12 protein-coding genes are annotated in these 18,824 nt (G+C 68.8%); 6 read left to right on the top strand and 6 right to left on the bottom strand.

Annotated elements, in window-relative coordinates:
* Position 1: 1 nt before the first annotated feature.
* The 3 genes from V5F84_RS21415 to V5F84_RS21405 form a co-directional block, all read right to left on the bottom strand.
* A complete protein-coding gene (locus tag V5F84_RS21415; RefSeq protein WP_394042853.1) occupies positions 2-2,290 on the bottom strand; it encodes a TonB-dependent receptor in 2,289 nt (762 codons plus the stop codon).
* 48 nt (positions 2,291-2,338) lie between these two features.
* On the bottom strand, positions 2,339-2,731 hold the full coding sequence (locus V5F84_RS21410; RefSeq protein ID WP_394042852.1) for a DUF2946 family protein: 393 nt from the start codon (positions 2,729-2,731) through the stop codon (positions 2,339-2,341).
* Positions 2,732-2,962: 231 nt separating this feature from the next.
* Positions 2,963-5,875 carry a GAF domain-containing hybrid sensor histidine kinase/response regulator gene (locus V5F84_RS21405; RefSeq protein WP_394042851.1) on the bottom strand — a complete coding sequence of 971 codons (2,913 nt, stop codon included), beginning with the start codon at positions 5,873-5,875 and terminating at the stop codon, positions 2,963-2,965.
* Between the two features lie 368 nt (positions 5,876-6,243).
* Here V5F84_RS21405 and V5F84_RS21400 point away from each other — a divergent pair, with 368 nt between their 5' ends.
* Positions 6,244-7,548 carry an HdeD family acid-resistance protein gene (locus V5F84_RS21400; protein ID WP_394042850.1) on the top strand — a complete coding sequence of 435 codons (1,305 nt, stop codon included), beginning with the start codon at positions 6,244-6,246 and terminating at the stop codon, positions 7,546-7,548.
* A gap of 131 nt (positions 7,549-7,679) precedes the next feature.
* Here the strand turns inward: V5F84_RS21400 and V5F84_RS21395 are convergent, their stop codons facing one another.
* From V5F84_RS21395 to V5F84_RS21385, 3 genes are all read right to left on the bottom strand, one after another.
* Entirely contained in the window at positions 7,680-8,591 is a 912-nt protein-coding gene (locus tag V5F84_RS21395) for a LysR family transcriptional regulator (protein WP_394042849.1), read from the bottom strand.
* A 176-nt stretch (positions 8,592-8,767) separates the two neighbouring features.
* Entirely contained in the window at positions 8,768-9,442 is a 675-nt protein-coding gene (locus tag V5F84_RS21390) for a YoaK family protein (RefSeq protein WP_394042848.1), read from the bottom strand.
* Between the two features lie 174 nt (positions 9,443-9,616).
* Positions 9,617-10,207 carry a Dps family protein gene (locus V5F84_RS21385; protein ID WP_394042847.1) on the bottom strand — a complete coding sequence of 197 codons (591 nt, stop codon included), beginning with the start codon at positions 10,205-10,207 and terminating at the stop codon, positions 9,617-9,619.
* 615 nt (positions 10,208-10,822) lie between these two features.
* On the opposite strand from V5F84_RS21385, the gene V5F84_RS21380 reads away from it, so the two are divergent.
* From V5F84_RS21380 to mgtA, 5 genes are read left to right on the top strand one after another with little or no spacing between them, the layout of a single operon-like run.
* Complete coding sequence (locus V5F84_RS21380) at positions 10,823-12,679, top strand: PHA/PHB synthase family protein (protein ID WP_394042846.1); 1,857 nt, start codon at positions 10,823-10,825, stop codon at positions 12,677-12,679.
* A gap of 8 nt (positions 12,680-12,687) precedes the next feature.
* Entirely contained in the window at positions 12,688-14,094 is a 1,407-nt protein-coding gene (locus V5F84_RS21375) for a bifunctional enoyl-CoA hydratase/phosphate acetyltransferase (protein ID WP_394042845.1), read from the top strand.
* 47 nt (positions 14,095-14,141) lie between these two features.
* Positions 14,142-15,281, top strand: coding sequence for an acetate/propionate family kinase (locus tag V5F84_RS21370; protein WP_509277225.1), 1,140 nt, complete (start codon positions 14,142-14,144; stop codon positions 15,279-15,281).
* The gene (gene fabI / locus V5F84_RS21365; protein ID WP_394042843.1) at positions 15,278-16,051 is read left to right on the top strand and encodes an enoyl-ACP reductase FabI; all 774 of its coding nucleotides are present in this window, start codon (positions 15,278-15,280) and stop codon (positions 16,049-16,051) included. Before V5F84_RS21370 ends, fabI begins: the two co-directional genes overlap by 4 nt.
* 25 nt (positions 16,052-16,076) lie before the next feature.
* Positions 16,077-18,581, top strand: coding sequence for a magnesium-translocating P-type ATPase (gene mgtA, locus V5F84_RS21360; protein ID WP_394042841.1), 2,505 nt, complete (start codon positions 16,077-16,079; stop codon positions 18,579-18,581).
* The last annotated feature ends 243 nt before the right edge of the window (positions 18,582-18,824 follow it).

Genomic DNA, 18,824 nt, shown 5'->3' with positions numbered 1-18,824 from the left:
CTCAGAAGGTGATCTTCGCATCGGCGATGAAGGTGCGCTGCGGGAAGGGATGGAACAGCGTGTAGGATTCATTGCCGATATTGTCGATGCCCAGGCTGATGGAGGCCTGCTCGTTGAATTTGTAGCGGGCCTTCACGTCCACGACGAAGAATTTGTCGAAGGCGCCATAGACGTTGGGAATGATGTCGGTATTGTCCAGCGTCGAATATTGCTTGCCGCTATAGCGCGCGGCGACGGTATAGGCCCAATATTGATCCGGCGTGTAGGTGGCGCCGATGGTGGCGCGCCAATCCGGCACATAGGGCACGTGCTTGCCGACGACGCTGGTGCCGGTGGCGCTGGCCCAGGTGGGATCGGCGAGAATGCGCGAATCCACATAGGTCACGCTGCCGAACATCTCCAGGCCGGCGATGAACACGTCCTTCTTCGAGGCGGCGATCTCGACGCCGGTGTTGCGGATCGCCTGCACGTTGGTGACGTAATTCACCGGCACCGGATAATTGGCCAGGAAGGCGGTCTGCTGGATCAGCGCATCGTCCACATGCTCGTTGAAGAACGAGACGCGGATCTTCCCGCCGTCGAAGCTGCGCTCGATGGCGAGTTCCTCGCTCAGCGCGTTCTCCGGCGCGAGGTTGGGGTTGGGGATCGCATAGACCGAGCCGGTCTGCACGATCTGGTAGAGTTCGGTGACGGTCGGGAAGCGATAGGCCTGCCCGAACGAAGCGGTCACCAGCCAGTCCTGGGGCGCCCAGCTCAGCGAGGCCTTGGGCGAGAAGCGGGTGGCGTCCTGCTCCGGCTGGAAGGTGGCGGTGGTGCCGGTGATGGTGCCCGCGGAATTGGCGGTGGTGGCGAGGTTGAAGCCCTGGGTCGCCTGCCAGTTCTCCAGCCGCCCGCCCAGCGTCAGCTTGAAATCGGGCGCGAAGCGCCAGGCATCCTGGCCCCAAAGCGCTGCGGTGGTCGTGGCACCGATGCTGTCGGTATACATTTTCGACGTGGCATCCGGGCCGGAATTCCAGATCGTCGAGGCATAGGTGGGATTGTTGAGATAATAGCGGTCGGCATGCAGGCCGAAGCTCACCTCATGGGCCTCGTTCGGCCGCCAGATGAATTTCGCATCCCCGTTCATCCAATTGGTGCCGTCGAGGCGGGCGATCTTGCCGTTGGTGGTGAAGAACGGCCCGGTTGAGGTCACCCCATAGGGGCTGCGCTGGATGTCCTCAAGATAATCATAGCGCGAGAGCGCGAGGTCGAAATCGAACAGGCCGCCGGTGTCGCTCTTCAGCGTGAAGGCATTGGCGAGGTGCTGCTGGTTGATGGTGTAGTTGGAATTGGCGAAGCCCGCGATGCCGCCGAAGGTCGGCACGCCGCCGAGGGTGCGCAGATAGGTCTGGACGGTGGAATCCCCGTCGTTCGCCCACAGGCCGATCATGTATTTGGCTTGCAGCCAGGGGGTGATGTCCCAGGCGAACTTGCCGTTGAGATTGGTCATCTCGGTGTGCAGCAGGCCGCCGGCGCCGGCGACGTTCGCCACCTGCCCGGTCTTGTTGAGCTGGGGGATCAGCCCGGTGGTGTTGGCCGGCACGCCGGGCGTGGTGATCCAGGCCAGCGGCTGGCTGTAGCTGTTCTGGTAATTGCCGGTGATGAGGAAGGAGAAATTCTCGTTCTTGTTGCCGGTGGAGAGATTGGTCTGGTCGGTGCGATAATTGCCGTTGGTGTCGTAGCGGCTGAAGGTCTGGAGCGCCTCGGTCTGCTTGAGACTGGCCTCGAATTTCTCGGGCATCTTGGTGGTGATCAGCAGCACGCCGCCGATGGAATTGCCGGGATAGGCGGCGGCGAACGGGCCGTAGAGGAAATCCACGCGCTCGATCTCGTCCGGGGTCACGAGCCCCCAGCGCGGGGCGCCGATGGAATTGTTGTTGGCGATCAGCGCCGAGAGCAGCAGATCGTCCGCATAGACGAGGCTGCGGGCGGAGGAATTCACCCCCCAGGTGCGCGTGGCCAGCACCGGCTGGGTGTCGCCATTGTTGCGCTTTCGCACGAACAGGCTGGGCAGGTATTTCACCGCGTCCTCGGTGTCGACGATATTGATCGTCTGCTCCACCTGCCGGGCGGTGACGCTGGCGCTGGTCTGGGGAAGCTGGAACTTCTCCTTGATGGGCGGAACGCCGGAGGCGGCTTTCTGGTCGGTGTTTACGGTGACTTCCGGCAGATCGATGGTTTGGCCGAGGGCGGCCGTGCACGATGCGGCAAGCATCGCTGCGGCGCCGGCCGCGCGGAACAGGCGGGACATGGGACACTCCAGGAATGAACGTGCGGATCGGCGCGAGGCCGGTTCGGATCACGCGGTCCTGGGTGGTCCCTGGGAGAGGCGGGGGGTCGGCGCCGGGCTGCGCAGCGCGAACGCCCGCTCCGTCGCAGTGGTCACGCGCATGAAGGCGCGTTTCAGCGGCACGAAATCGGCCGCGGAGGGGGCATCGAAGCCGGCGCCGGCGAAGGCGCACAGGGCGCAGGACGCGACCGGCACGGTCTTGCCGGAGGTGGGATGGTCGCCCCCCGTGTCGTCGCCGGACTCATGGCTGGCGAGGCACAGGATCTGCGCGGGGTCCGCGGCGAGCGCGGCGCGGGCCGTGTGGGTGGTGAAGAGGCTCAGTGCCAGCACGGTCTGAAGCACGAACACATAGGCCATCGCCAGGGCGAACCCCGGTCGCAGCCATGCCTGTGTTGCGCGCATCCCTGGCACGATGGCCGCCTCGCTCCCGCCCTCGCCCCGGATGGAGCGACGTCACTCGCTTCTGGGTAGCATCCGGCTCCCGCTCGGGAAACCTCGGAGCGCGCCGTCCGCCAGTGGAGCGCCATCCCCGTTTTGGCTGCATTCGCGCCACAATTCGCGACCGGGCGCCGCGTTCAGGCAGAAAACCGGGGAGATCACCTTTTCGTGAGCGGCGCCCCGCGGCGGCGCCGGTCAGCGATTTTCCGTGCGCTCCATCATGTCCCGCAGGCGCAGGGCGAGGGCATCGAGGGGGAAGGGCTTGGTGATCATTTCCATGCCCGGTTCCAGGAAGCCGTTGGCCATGGCCGCGTTTTCGGCATAGCCGGTCATGAACAGCACCCGCAGGTTCGGCCGCACGATCCGCGCCGCATCGGCGATCTGGCGGCCATTGAGGCCCGGCAGGCCGATATCGGTCACCAGAAGGTCGATCCGCGCGTCCGATTCGAGGACCTTCAGGCCGCCCGGCCCGTCTCCCGCCTCAAGGGCGCGATAGCCCAGCTCGTGCAGAACCTCGACGATGAGGCCGCGCACCACCGGCTCGTCCTCCACCACCAGCACGGTCTCGTCCTGCTCCAGGCGCGGCAGGGTCGCCGGCGCCTCCGGCTCCTCTTCCACCGCCGTCGCGCCGCGATAGCGCGGCAGATAGAGTTTCACCGTCGTGCCCTTGCCGGCCTCGCTGTAAATCTTGGCATAGCCCTCCGACTGGCGGGCGAAACCATAGATCATGGACAGGCCGAGCCCGGTGCCCTGGCCGATGGGCTTGGTGGTGAAGAACGGATCGAAGGCGCGGCTCATCACTTCCTTCGACATGCCGGCGCCGGTATCGGTGACGCAGATGCAGACATATTGCCCCGGCCGCACGTCGCGGACGCTCGCGGCATAGGCGCCGTCCAGATGGGCGTTGCAGGTCTCGATGGTCAGCTGCCCGCCGTCGGGCATGGCGTCGCGGGCGTTGATGCACAGATTGAGGATGGCGTTCTCAAGCTGGTTGGGATCGCACAAGGTCTGCCACAGCCCGCCCGCCAGCACGAGTTCGAGCGCGATCCGCTCGCCGAGGGTGCGGCGCAGCAGGTCCTCCATGGAGGCGACCAGCGGGTTCGCCTTCACCGGCTTGGGGTCGAGCGGCTGGCGGCGGGAGAAGGCGAGCAGGCGGTGGGTGAGGGCGGCGGCCCGGTGGGCCGAGGTCATGGCGCCCGAGATGAAGCGCTCCAGCTCGCCCATGCGGCCCTGGGCGATACGCCGCTTGACGATATCGAGCGAGCCGGTGATGCCTTGCAGCAGATTGTTGAAATCATGCGCGATGCCGCCGGTGAGCTGGCCCACGGCCTCCATCTTCTGGGATTGGCGCAGCTGCTCTTCCATCTCGCGCTGCTCGGTGATGTCGCGGCCGATGGCATAGAACAGGCCGGCTTCCGGGGAAGCGGTCCAGGCGATGCGGCGGTATCCTCCCTCGCGGGTGCGATAGCGGTTCTCATAGCGCAGCGTGACCGTCCCGCCGTCGAGGATCGCGATCTTCTCGCGCGCGGCATCGGCATCGTCGGGATGGACGAGATCCAGCACGCGGGAGGACAGCAGCTCCGCTTCGCTCCAGCCGAGCACGCTGGTCCAGGCCCGGTTCACGGCGATCAGCCGGCCTTCGGCGTCGAACACGTTCAGCAGGTCGCCGGAGAGGCGCCACATGCGGTCGCGCTCGCGGGTGCGCTCCTCGACCCGCTGCTCCAGCGTTTCGCGCGCCGCCTGGACGCTCTTGAACAGATTGGCATTGTCGATGGCGATGGCGGCCTGGGCGGCGAGGCCGGACATCACCCGCTCGGACCGCGCGCTGAACATGTCCGGCTCGGGATGGCCGAACAGCAGGGCGCCGACACCGTCGCCGGAGCGCGAGACCACCGGCACCGCGAGATAGGAGCGCACCGGCAGATGGCCGTCCGGCAGCCCGTGGTGCGGGGCGTTGTCGCCATAGCGCGGATCCATGGCCACATCGGCCGAGCGCACGACGCCGAGCCCCCGGAAGGTGGGGTCGAACATGCGCGTGATGCGCGGCGCGCCGAGGGCGGTGAAGGCCGCGGCATCGGCGCCGGCCAGCGACACCAGGGTGAAACTGTCCTCCGCCGCGCCCCGCGCCTTGTAGAAAAACGCGCCATAGGCCGCCTGCGTGAGCGCGACGCCGGCCTCCACCACCTGCTTCACCAGCTTGTCCGGATCAAGCTCGGCGGCGAGCGCGCTGGTGGTGCGGTTGAGCAGCTCCAGCACCTCGCTTTCGTTGGCGAGGCGGTCCCGGCTCTCGCGCAGGTCGGCTTCCGCCCGCTTCTGCGCGGTGATGTCGTAGGTGACGCCGAAATAGCGGCTGGCACCGGTGGCGGTGTCGGACACCGGCTCGCCCTGCCGGGCGATCCAGCGGACCTCGCCGGTGTCGGGGCGGCGGATGCGATATTCGGTATAGGCGAGGGCATCGCCCGGCAGAATGTTGGCGAGGGTCTTGATGCGCGGCCGGTCCTCCGCCAGCACCAGCTCGTAGAGTTCGGCCAGGGCGAAGGTGTTGCGCGCTTCCAGGCCCCAGAGGCGGCAGAACGCCTCCGAAACGTTCACCATGCCGGTTTCCGCCACCAACTCGAACGTGCCGATGCGGCCGGCTTCCTGCGCGAAGCGCAATTGCTCCTGGCCGTCGCGCAGCTCCTCGATGCGGGCGCGCGCCTCATACTGCCGCCGCCGCCCGCGCACGGCGGTGCGCGCGAGGCTGAGCAGCGAGGTGGCCTGGAACGGCCGCTCCACGAACGAGACGTTGCCCAGGATATCCGACAGGTGGACGGTCAGCGGGTTGCGGTCGGTTTCCGCGCGATCGGTGAGGATGATGAAGGGAAAATCCGACCAGGACGGCTGGGCCGCGATCCAATCGCGCAGCGCGGAGAGGTCGACGTCGATCAGCGCCTGGTCGGCGATCAGGGCGAGCCCGGCGCCGCCTTTCAGCTCGCCCACGAGGGCCGGCAGGTCCGGGCAGAGCGTACGCGGCATGTGGGCATCGGCCAGCAATTGCGCGGCCAGCGTGCCTTCCCTCGGATCCGGGCACAGAATGAGCGCGCGTTCGGAATTGGGGCCGGGCTTCATGCTCCGACATCCCGGCCGGCATCCCCGCCATCGCTGCTTTCATCGCCCCCGCGCCGCACGCCGCCGGGCAGGCGATGCCATGGACGTTCGACATCGGCGGGCGGCTCTGGCGCGGACGCAGGAAAATGAGACATCGAACCTCGCGTGATGTACGGACCCCACCATAGCGCGGCTCCGGCAAGACCGCATCGGCCCGGGAAAAATTCACCGTGCGGCAAGAGCTTAAGCGCGGCTGGACGGCGCCGTGAAATTGCCTCCCCGCATTCCTGGGAGGTATCTTTTACCGGTATTGCACTCGACACGGCGCGCGAAGCTTGAAATAAAGCCTGTTGAGCCTTTCCGGCCTGGCGTGATCGGAGCCCGGTTCCTTGATTCAGCTTCTCCTCCTGCTTCTCGGCGCCCGGCTGCTGCGCCGCCACTGGTGGGTGCTGGCGCTCGCGGGCGCGCTCTGGCTGGTGCTGGGGCTGCTGTTCTTCGCGGATGCCTTCATCGACGAGATCCGCATTCCCCCGACCGTGTTCGCCATTCCCCTGCTGCTGGACGGCGCGCTCTCGGTCGCCACCTTCTTCGGCCGGGTGGGCGGCACGCGGCCGCTGCGGCTCGCCAAGGGATTGGTGTTCCTGGCGATCGGCCTGCTGATCATCGATTCGCCGTGGCACAGCGACATGATCATCGGCTTCATCGTCGGCGGCTTCCTCATCACCGATGCCACCCTGCGCGCGGTGAGCGGCTATATCGTGCGCTTTTCCGGCTGGCGCCTGTCACTGCTCGGCGCGGGCGTGGAGTTCCTGCTGGGCGTGTGGTCGCTCGTGCCCTGGCCCACCCAATGGCAGGCGGAAGTGGGCGCCGACGTGGGGCAATTGCTCATGGTCTCCGGCTTCGGCATCTGCGCGCTCGCATTGCGCATCCGCCACCTGCCGGAAGATACGGCGATCTCCACCATCCTCAGCCGGGGCTGGCCGCGCATGGACTGGAGCAAGGCGCTGCGTTCCGGCGCGGCCGCCGAGGACGGGCCGAGCGAGGAAGCGGATCGCGACATCGTGATCGTCCATGTGTGGACCCCCACCGGGCACATGGTTTCGCTCAACCACGGCGTCAGCCGCTATATCGCGGCGCGGGACGAGAAGGGCGCCATCTCCACCGGGCACGCGGCGCTGGAACTGCCGCCGGACGTCTATATCAGCCATTATCCCGGCCAGGAGATCGAACGTTCGCCCAGCGAATTCTCGCGGGTGCTGCGCGCCACCGCCGAGAACGACGCGCCGGGCGTGTTCCAGCCGAGCTATGCCGAGGAAAGCGCGGATTGGTGCGCCTCCACCTTCCAGGTGCGCCTCGCCGGCCTCAACACCACGGCGGTGCGGGCGTTCTGGGCCCATTATCGCCTCGACACCACGTACAACCTCACCAACCGCAATTGTTCGAGCGTCGTGGCGAAAGCGCTGGATGCGGGGCTCGACGGGGTGTTCGAGGAGCGTGCGCGCTCCTTCCTGTTCGTCCTGCAACTGGTGTTCAGCGTGGAGCTGTGGGTCGCCGGCATGCTGCGCCATCGCGCGGCGGCCATGGCCTGGACGCCGGGCCTGGTGCTCGACTATGCCCGCGCCGTGAGCGCGCTGGTGGAGGCGCCGCAGCGCACCGGCGCCGGCACGGTCTCCGCGCTGGCACGGCGCGGGTAGATAATCGACGGTCTTTCGCCGGCCGGCGTGCTTTTCGCGTCTGGCCGGGACAGGCCCGTGCATGGCATGGACGCCCGCGTTGGCGTCGAGCCGTGATGGTCGACCTGTCGCAGGCCGTCAGGCCAGCAGGGTCAGGGCGGCAGGGTCAGCCCGGCGAAGGCGGTCTTGAGGCGCGGCACGGCGAAATCCACGAACGCCCGCACCTTGGGCGCGGAGAGGCGGCCCTCGGGCGTGATCAGGTGCACCGGCAGAGGCGGCGGCTCGTGCGGCGCCAGCACGATGGCGAGCCGTCCCGCGCGCACATGCTCCGCCACCTGATAGGACAGGACGCGGGTCACCCCGTGTCCCTCCAGAGCCGAGCCGATGGCCGCCTCGACGCTGTTGACGATCAGGCGCGGCGCGATCTGCACCGTCTGGCCCGCCGCGCCGGTGCCGGCGAAGGTCCAGGAATCCTGGCCGAAACTGGTCATGGCGATGGACCGCTGCGCGGCAAGATCCGCCGGCTGGGCGATGGCGGGGTGCTGCGCCAGATAGGCCGGGGCCGCGCACAGCACCCGCCGCACCTCGCCGATCTTGACCGCGATCAGGCTGGAATCCGGCAGATGGGCGATGCGCAGGGCGACGTCCACGCCCTCGTCCACCAGATTTACCGACCGGTCCAGCAGCAGCAGGCGCGCGCGCACGGCCGGCTGCGCGTCAAGGAAGGCATCGAGAATCGGGCGCAGCACCTTGGCGCCGCTCACCAGTGGCGCGGTGAGGGTCAGCGTGCCGCGCGGCGCCGCCCGCTCGCCGGCGGCCAGCATGTCGGCTTCCTCAAGATCGGTGAGCATGCGCCGGCAGGCGGAGGCATAGCGCGCGCCGGCCTCGCTCAGGCGCAGCGAACGGGTGGTGCGATGCAGCAGCTGGACCCCCACATGGGCTTCCAGGAAGGCGATGGCGCGGGTGACCGCCGCGGGCGAATGGCCGAGCCGGCGGCCGGCGCCGGCAAGGCTGCCTTCGTCGAGCACGGTGACGAACACCCGCATGGCATCGATCCGGTCCATCATCGCTCCCCGGCCGCGCGGGCCGAACTTGAGGCGCCGTTTCCCGGGGCCCGGGAAACGGGAATGGGCTGCCCCGCCGCGCGCGCCCGCGTTTCATTGCGGCGCACCGGCCCGCGCTTCGCCTGACAGCGCACCGGGCGGAGCGCACGGCGCCGCATGGTTTTGAAGATCCGCGCTCAGCGGGCCGCCGGCTCCGCCCCGGCCCAGGCGGCGAGGAGGGCGAGCAGGGGCGGCACCGCGAAGCACCACATGCCGATGAACACGAACAGCAGCGCCGCGAGCCCGCAGCCGAGCGCGAACGCGGCGACCGCGCCCGACATGCGCCCGAGCCGCCCGCGCGCGGTCGCCGCCTGGTCCGGCGGCAGGCCGCGCGCCAGGTCCACGAGGTCGATCATGACCTGGGTGGTGGTGCCGGTCATCAGCGTGGTGGGCGGCGCGCTGGCGAGATGGATGCGATGAATGGCGTTCTGGATCGCCATCGCGGATACCAGGGTCATGCCGGTGAGCATGGCGCGCCAGGCGTCGGAATCGGCGAACGGCCCGAACCTCACCGCCATGATGGCGGCGGCGGCGAGCAGCACCACCTTCAGCCCGAGCAGGGTGCGCATCTGCGGCAGGCCGCGCGCGGCGAGCCCGTAGCCCAGCAGGCGCACCAGCATCACCACGATGCAGAACACCGGCAGCGCCAGCAGCTTCGCCCAGGCGCCCGAGGTGCCGTGCACCATGGCGGCGCCGAAGGTGACGAAGTTGCCGGTGACATGGGCGGTGAACAAGCCCTGGAGCGCCAGGAAGCCGGCGGTGTCCACATAGCCGCCGTTCAGGCTGAGAATAGCGGGCAGGCTGGGCTTCATGGGGCGTCCCCGGGATTGGATGCGGGCGAGGGCAGGGCGGCGGCGTGAGGGCGGCGGATGTGAGGGCGGCGGACGTGAGGCCGGCGGATCTGAGGGCGGGCGTGCCGAGGGCGCCGCGCATCGCGGCCCGAGGGCGGCCGGGGCCGGCCCTCGGGCCTGTGGGGGCGGGCGCGATCAGGCTTCGCGGCGGGTGGTCTCGAACAGGAACCAGGCGCGGCGCTCGGTCTCGTCGATCCAGTTTTCCAGCAGGCTGGCGGTGGCCACGTCCTGGTTCTCGTCGCACAAATCGTGCACCTCGCGCATGGACGCGACGAGCTGCACATTGTCGTCGCGCAATTCGCTCAGCATGTCCTGGGGGGTGACATAGTCGGCGTCATTGTCCAGCAGGCGCTGCTGGCGGGCGATCTGGCCGATGGATTTGATCGTGGGACCGCCGATCTTGCGCACGCGCTCGGCGATCGGATCGGTCATGGCGAAGATCTGGTCGCTCTGCTCGTCCAGCAGCAGGTGATAGTCGCGGAAGTGCGGGCCGGACATGTGCCAATGGAAGTTCTTGGTCTTCAGGTAAAGCACGAACACATCGGCCAGCAGGCCGTTCAGCGCGCCGGCGATGTCCTGCACCGCGTTGGAGGAATAATTGCTGCGGGTCTGCAAGGCGGCGGTCACGCGCGACTTCGCGTCGAGCTTTCCCTCGGTCTTGGTTTCGGCCCTGGCTTCGGTCTTCGCCTTCTTGGATTTCGGCGCCTGCGACTTGGGATCACTCATGTGACAGCTCCTGGAATCTGAGGCGCGGCCGAGCCGGGCCTCGCGTGGGGAAGGCGGTGCTCCCGCCGTGCCGCCCGGGCGAGCGGCGCGCATTTCCGGCGGCGGGGGCGGGCAGGGGCAGATGTGGGCGCCCGGGAAGTCTGTATCGGCGCATTCTTGCACATCCATGTGTCACGCCGCCAAGAGGTATCAAGTCCGAAACTACGGCCAAGTTCCACCCGCCGTTTCGGGTCCGGCGCCGGCAGCGGGATTTTGGCGCGATTTGACCGCTGCGCAGCGCGGCGCCCGGCCCGCGCGGCCTGCCCATACGAGAGCGCAGCGCGGGGCGGCAGGCCTGCATCGGCAAGCACTTAGCCGGCATGTAAATCTTGCTTACGTAGTTTCCGAGGCTGTTGCGGTGCACGCGTCGCCGCTAGGTTGCGGGCGGCTGCGAAGGATCGACCGGGCAGCGATCTGCTGCCGCGTTTCGGGCGTTCCGGCAGGCGCGGACCGGGAGGCACGGGCGGCGCGCGGAGCCGTCCACCGCCGACCGGGAGGGTGCCTCGCCGTTAGAACACCCCCTGCGGCGTGGCTCCGATGCTATCGTTCAGCTGAGAGATCAAAGGCGATACGAAAATGGCAGAGACGGTCCTGAAGCTTGTCAGCGACACGAACGCACCCGCCCCGGCTCCGCTGCCGGCGCCCGCATCCGTCGCGCCGCCTCCGGCGCACGAGATTCCCCTCGAACTGCCCGCCGAGAGCGCGGATGTCGATCACGAGGGGCTGCGCCTGTTCGACCGGCGCGTCGGCGCGGCCATCGCCGAGATGACTGGCGGTCTTTCGCCGGCGGCCCTCGCGCTCGCTTATACTGATTGGGCGCTGCATCTGGCCTCCGCTCCCGGCAAGCGCACGGAACTGGCGCTGAAGGCCATGTTCGGCGCGCGCGATTTCGCCGCCCACATGTTCAATCCCGCCGCGAAGACCGCGTTCGAGGCCGCCGGCCCGATCACCGGCGACGAGCGGTTCCGCGGCGAGGGCTGGAGCCGCTGGCCCTATTCCATCTGGCGCGAAGGCTTCCTGCGCACCCAGCACTGGTGGCAGGAGGCGACCAGCGACGTTCCCGGCGTGGCGCCCCACCATCAGGACGTGGTCTCCTTCACCGCCCGCCAATTGCTCGACATGGCTTCGCCCGCGAACCTGCCGTTCGCCAATCCCGAGGTGGCGCAGAAATCGCTGGCCAGCCGCGGGGCGAATTATGTCGCCGGCGCGAAGAACCTGATGGAAGACCTTGCCCGCAAGCGCGCCCACAAGCCGCCGCTCGGCGTCGAGGCGTTCAAGGTCGGGCGCGATGTCGCCGCGACGCCGGGCAAGGTGGTCTACCGCAACCGCCTGATCGAGCTGATCCAATACAGCCCCGCAACCCCGGGCGTGTATCGCGAGCCGGTGCTGATCGTGCCCGCCTGGATCATGAAATATTACATCCTCGACCTCTCCCCCAACAATTCGCTGATCCGCTATCTGGTGGGGCAGGGGCACACGGTGTTCGCCATCTCCTGGCGCAACGTCACGGCCGAGGACCGCGACCTCAGCTTCGAGGATTACCGGCGCCTGGGGGTGGCGGCGTCACTCGACGCCATCAACGCTGTGGTCCCCGGCGAGAAGGTGCACGCGGTCGGCTATTGCCTCGGCGGCACGCTGCTGACGGTGGCGGCGGCGGCCATGGCGGATGCCGGGGACACGCGCCTCGCCTCCATGACCCTGTTCGCGGCCCAGACCGATTTCACCGAGCCGGGCGAGCTGGAATTGTTCATCGACCACAGCCAGGTGAGCCTGCTGGAGGACATGATGTGGGATCGCGGCTATCTGGACAGCACCCAGATGGCCGGCGCCTTCCAGCTGCTGAAGTCCAACGATCTGGTCTGGTCGCGCATGGTGCATGATTATCTCATGGGCGAGCGCTACCCCATGAACGATTTGATGGCCTGGAACGCCGATGCCACCCGCATGCCCTACAAGATGCATTCGGATTATCTGCGCAAGCTGTTCCTGAACAACGACCTCGCCTCCGGCCGCTATGTGGTGAACGGCCATCCGATCGCGATCCAGGACATCCGCGTGCCGATCTTCACCGTGGGCACGGAGCGCGACCACATCGCGCCGTGGCGCTCGGTCTACAAGATCCACTATCTCACCGATACCGACGTGACGTTCGTGCTGACCAGCGGCGGGCACAATGCCGGCATCGTCAGCGAGCCGGGCCATCCGCACCGCCAGTTCCGCCTGCGCGAAAAGGGCGCCATGGACCCCTGCCTCGGGCCCGACGAATGGTTCGCGGGCACGCCCGTGCAGCCCGGCTCCTGGTGGCCGGTGTGGCAGGGCTGGCTGGCGCAGCGCTCGTCCCCGGGCCTTGTCTCTCCCCCGCCCATGGGCGCGCCGGGCGCGGGCTATCCCCCGCTCGAGGACGCTCCGGGCACTTATGTCCTGCAAGCGTGAGATCGATCATGAACGCGCCTTTGCTGCTGAACCGCACGTTCGACGAGCTGAACGTGGGCGAGTCCGCCTCGCTGACGCGGGTCGTCAAGAATGAGGACATCGAATTGTTCGCCGCCGTCTCCGGCGACGTGAACCCGGCCCATCTCGACAAGGCCTATGCGGCCACCGACATCTTCGGCCATGTCGTGATCCACGGCATGTGGACCGGCGGGCTGATCTCCACCCTGCTCGGCACGGAACTGCCGGGGCCGGGCACCATCTATCTGGCGCAGGACCTGCATTTCAGGAAACCGGTCGCGCCCGGCGACACCATCACCGCCACCGTCACGGTGCTGGAGAAGAAGCCCGAGAAGCGCATCGTCCTGTTTGACACGCGCTGCATCAACCAGACCGGCAGCGAGGTGCTGACCGGCACCGCGACGGTGATCGCGCCTGCCGAAAAGCTCGCCCTGCCGCGCATCGCCGTGCCCGAGGTGCTGCTGCGCGGCGGCGAGCGCTATTCCGAGTTCGTCCAGCGCGCCCGCTCCCTGCCGCCCATGAACGTGGGCGTGGTGCATCCCTGCAGCCTCGAGGCGCTCCAGGCCGCCATCGAGGCGCGCGACGAGGGGCTGATCGATCCCATCCTGATCGGCCCCGAACACAAGATCCGCGCGATCGCGGAGAAGGCCGGCATCTCCCTCGCCGGGCTGCGCATCGAGGCGGTGGAGCACAGCCACGCCGCCGCCGTGCGCGGGGCAGCGCTGGCCGCCTCCGGGGAATGCGCGGCGCTCATGAAGGGCAGCCTGCATACCGACGAATTGCTGGGCGCGGTGGTCGCTTCCGCCTCGGGCCTGCGCACCGAGCGGCGCATCAGCCATGTCTATGCGCTCGACGTGCCATCCTATTCCAAGCCGCTGATCGTCACCGACGCGGCCATCAACATCGCCCCGACCCTGGAGCAGAAGCGCGACATCTGCCAGAACGCCATCGACCTGCTGCACCGGCTCGGGATCGCCGAGCCGCTGGTGGCGGTGCTCGCGGCGGTGGAGACGGTGAACCCGGACATGCCGGCCACCATCGATGCGGCGGCGCTCACCATCATGGCGGCGCGCGGCCAGATCACCGGCGCCAAGGTGGACGGGCCGCTCGCCTTCGACAATGCCATCAGCCTCGATGCCGCGCACATCAAGCAGATCGTCTCGCCCGTGGCGGGGCAGCCGGACATCCTGCTGGTGCCGAACCTGGAGGCCGGCAACATGCTGGCCAAGCAATTGATCTATCTCGCCGGCGCCGATGCCGCCGGGCTGGTGCTCGGGGCGCGCGTGCCGATCATTCTCACCAGCCGGTCGGATGCGCTGAAGGTGCGGCTCGCCTCCGTGGCGCTGGCCAAGCTCTCCGTCGCCGGCCAGCCCAAGCTCGACGGGGTGACACTGTGAGCGACCATATCCTGCTGACCTTCAACCCCGGCTCCTCCACCTTGAAGATGGGCCTGTTCGAGGTGGAGGGCGACCACGCCCGCCGGCTCGGGCGGGGCCTCATCGACCTGCGGCGCAGCCCCCTGGTCCTCAGCCTCAGCGAAGGCGGCGAGGCGCGGGACATTCGCCTGACCAGCGCCGTCACCGAGGACCTGCGCGAGGTGATCGACGAGACGCTGCGCTGGCTGGTGGACCATTTCGGCGTCGCCGGCCTCACGGCGGTGGGCCACCGGGTGGTGCACGGCGGGGATCGCTTCGGCGGTCCGGCGCTGGTGGACCAGGACACCTTCGAGGGCATCGAGAGCCTGACCGCGCTCGCCCCCCTGCACCAGCCGCAGAGTGCGCGCATCATCAGGGCGCTGCACCATCTGCGGCCGGACCTGCCGCAGGTGGCTTCCTTCGACACCGCGTTCCACGGCACCCAGGCGGATGTGGTGCGCCGCTTCGCCCTGCCGCGCGACATGTTCACCGCCGGCATCAAGCGCTACGGCTTCCACGGCCTGTCCTACAAATATATCGCGCGCCAGCTGGGGCGGCATGATCCGAGCTTCGGCGGGCGGGTGGTGGCGGCCCATCTCGGCAGCGGCGCCAGCCTGTGCGCCCTGTCCCACGGCATCAGCCGCGACACCTCCATGGGCTTTTCCACCCTCGACGGCATCCCCATGGCGACGCGCTGCGGCACGCTCGATCCGGGCGTGGTGATCCACATGCTGAAGCAGGAAAAGCGCCCGCTGGAGGAGGTGGAAGACATTCTCTATCACCGCTCCGGCCTGCTGGGCGTCTCCGGCATCAGCGCCGACAGCCGCGCGCTGCTGGCCTCCCATTCGGAGGAGGCGCGCGAGGCGCTGGAACTCTTCACCTTCCGCATCGCGCGGGAGGCGGCGGCCCTCGCCACCACCCTCGGCGGGCTGGACGGCTTCGTCTTCACCGCCGGCATCGGCGAGCACCAGGGCGAAATCCGCAGCGCGGTGGCGGCCCGCCTCGGCTGGCTCGGCATGAAGCTGGACGAAGAGGCCAATGCCGCGAACGCGGCGCTGATCTCCGCCAAGGACAGCAAGGTTCAGGTCTTCGTCATTCCCACCGACGAGGAACAGGTGATCGCCGACGAGGCGGTCAGCATCATCCAGCATCTGGAGCCCGTGCGATGAGCGCCATTGTCGATCTCAGCGGAAAACGCGGCCTGGTCGTCGGCATCGCCAATGCCGAGAGCATCGCCCATGGCTGCGCGCGCGCATTCCACGGCGCGGGGGCGGAACTCGCCGTCACCTATCTGAACGAGAAGGCGGCCCCTTATGTGCGTCCGCTGGCGGAGAGCCTGGAGGCCTCCATCATCGTGCCATGCGACGTGCGCATTCCCGGCCAGCTGGAAGAGGTGTTCGCCACCATCGAGCGGCAGTGGGGCAGCCTGGATTTCGTGTTCCACTCCATCGCCTTCGCCCCGCGCGAGGATCTCCACACGGGCCTTGTGAACTGCTCGGCGGAGGGCTTCGCCATGGCCATGGACGTGTCCTGCCATTCCTTCATCCGCATGGCCAAGCTGGCGCTGCCGTTGATGAAGACCGGCGGCGCGCTCCAGACCGTGAGCTTCTTCGGCAGCGAGCGGGTGGTGGACAATTACAATCTCATGGGCCCGGTGAAGGCGGCGCTGGAATCCACCGTGCGCTATCTGGCGGCCGATCTCGCCGCGGCGGGCATCCGCGTCCATGCCCTCTCCACCGGCCCGGTGCAGACCCGCGCCGCGTCCGGCATCGAGCGCTTCGATGAATTGCTGGACAAGGTGCGCGCCCGCACCCCGGCCAATCATCTGGTTTCCACCGAGCAGATCGGCAAGGTGGCGTCCTTCCTGGTGAGCGAGGCCGGGGCGCCGCTCACCGGCTCCGTGGTCTATGCCGACGCGGGCTTCCATATCGTCGCCTGATGCGGCGAAGGGCTTTCAGGACACCATGACCGCACAGGACAAACCCTTCTGGACCGTGCCGGTCGCGGCGATGCTCACGGGGCTCGGCTGCGCGGCCCATGGCCTGAGCGCGGCCGAGGTCGAGGACCGCCGCGCCCGCTACGGTGCCAATGCCGACAGTCCGCCCAAGAAGGTGGGTCCGGTCCGCGCGGTGGCGCGGCGGCTGGCGGAGCCGCTCTCGCTGATCCTGCTGGCGGCCGGCGCGGTCTCGGTCGCCACCGGCGATGCGGTGGGCGGCACCATCATCCTCGCCATTCTCGGCCTGTCCATCGTGCTCGACACGGTGCAGGAGGGCCAGGCGCTGAAAGCGGCCGAGATGCTGCGCCGCTCGGTGGCGGTGAAGGCGGAGGCGAAGCGCGACGGCGCCTTCGTCGAGGTGGACGTGGGCGCGCTCGTGCCCGGCGATCTGGTGCGCATCCGGGCCGGCGACATCATTCCCGCCGACGCGCGGGTGCTGGAGGCCAACGCCTTCACCTGCGATGAAGCCGCGTTGACCGGCGAACCCTATCCGGTGCGCAAGCAGCCCGGCGTCATCGCCTCGGTCCTGGCGGCCGATGCCGACAATGCGGTGTTTCGCGGCGCGGTGGCGCAGACCGGCGAGGCGCTGGCGCTGGTGGTGCACACCGGGCGCGACAGCCTGTTCGGCGAAGCCGCCTCCGCGCTCGCGGAAGCGCAGGTGCCGTCCCCGTTCCAGCGCGACCTGCACGCCTTCGGGCTGCTCACCGCGCGGCTCACCCTCGCTTTGGTGCTGCTGGTGCTCACCGCGCACATGCTGTTCGGCCGGCCGGTGCTGGAATCCCTCATGTTCGCGGTGGCGCTCGCGGTGGGGCTGACCCCCGAGCTGCTGCCCATGATCACCACCGTGACGCTCTCGCGCGGCGCGCTGCGCATGGCGGCGCGCAAGGTGATCGTGAAGCGCCTTGCCTCGATCCACGATCTCGGCGCCATGACCGTGCTGTGCACCGACAAGACCGGCACGCTCACCGAAGCGCGCATCACGCTGGCGAAAAGCCTCGGTCCCGACGGCGCGGAGGACCCGCGCGCCGCCACTCTCGCCGCCCTTGCCGCCCGTCTCGGCGGCGACCGGGGCGCGCTCGACGCGGCGCTGCTGGACTGCCGGCAAGATCCGGCCGCGGGCTGGGTGATGGAGGAGGTGCGCGCCTTCGATTTTTCCCGCCGCATCGGCTCCGTGCTCGCGCGGGGGCCGAGCGCGCACCTGCTGATCGTCAAGGGCGCGCCGGAGGGCGTGCTGAAACTGTGCGCCACGCGCCGCGACGGCAGCCCCATGGACGTGGCGGCGCGGGATGCCGCGCGCGCTTTGGTCCAGGCCTTGGCGGGCGAGGGATTGCGCGCGGTGGCGGTGGCCTCCAAACCCTGGGTCGGCGCGCCGCGCGAACTGACCGCCGAGGATGAGAACGGCCTCGTGTTCGAGGGGCTGTGCGCCTTCGCCGATCCGCCCAAGGCCACCGCCGCCGCCGCCATCGCCCGCCTCGCCCAGGCCGGCGTGCGGCTGAAGATCCTCTCCGGCGACGACCCGGTGGTGGTGAAGCGCCTCGCCGGGCTGGTGGGGCTGAAGGCGGACGAGGTGCTCTCCGGCGCCGACGTCGCGGGGCTGAGCGACGATGCGCTGGCGGTGCGGGTGCGGCAGGTGGATGCCTACGGCCGCCTCGCCCCGGACCAGAAGTCCCGCATCGTCAAGGCGCTCCAGGCGCGCGGCGCGGTGGTGGGCTTCCTCGGCGACGGCATCAATGACGCGCCGGGGCTGAAGGCGGCCGATATCGGCCTCTCCGTGGACGGCGCCACCGGCGTCGCCCAGGCGGCGGCCGACATGATCCTGCTGGAAAGCGATCTCGGCGTGGTGGCCGACGGGGTGGAGGAGGGGCGGCGCACCTTCATCAACATCCTCAAATATGTGCGCATGGCCGCCAGCTCCAATTTCGGCAACATGCTGTCCATGGCGGCGGCCTCCCTGTTCCTGCCGTTCCTGCCCATGCTGCCGACCCAGATCCTGCTCAACAACCTGCTCTACGACCTCTCGGAAATCGGCATTCCGTTTGACCGGGTGCGGCCCGAGGCGCTCGCGCGCCCGCAGGTGTGGGACATGTCCGGGCTGGTGCGCTTCGCCGCCATCATGGGGCCGCTCTCCTCGGTGTTCGACCTGCTCACCTTCGGCGGCCTGATCTTCCTGTTCCACGTCACGCCGGATGCGTTCCGCACCGCCTGGTTCCTGGAATCCATGGCGACGCAGATCCTGGTCATCTTCATCATCCGCACCCGCGGCCGCCCCTGGGACGACCTGCCCCATCCCCTGCTCGCGGCCTCCTCGCTGGGGGCGCTGCTGGTGGCGATGGTGCTGCCGTTCACGCCCGCCGGCGCCTGGTTCGGCTTCGCCCTGCTGCCGCCCGCGCTGCTCGGCGCCCTGGCGCTGCTGGTCGTCGCCTATCTCGCCATGGCCGAGGGGCTGAAGCGCTTCGCCATGGCGCGGGGGTAGGGGCGGGTTTCTCCTCCCCCCGTGCGGGGGAGGGCAGGGAGGGGGTACCGCGCCGCCTGTCGGGGCGAGGGTGGTGTTCGCGGCGCCATACCCCCACCCCATCCCTCTCCCACAAGGGGGGAGGGCGGCCTCATCCCTGCCTCTGCGTTTCTCCTCCCCCCTTGAGGGGGAGGGCAGGGAGGGGGGTGTCGCGCCGCTTGTCGGGGCGCGGGCGGTGGTCCGGCCCCATACCCCCCACCCTAT

Origin of the sequence: Roseixanthobacter liquoris, assembly GCF_043195135.2 — a bacterium.
Taxonomy (GTDB): Bacteria; Pseudomonadota; Alphaproteobacteria; order Rhizobiales; family Xanthobacteraceae; genus NCEH01.
This window is presented reverse-complemented; position numbering and strand designations above follow the sequence as displayed.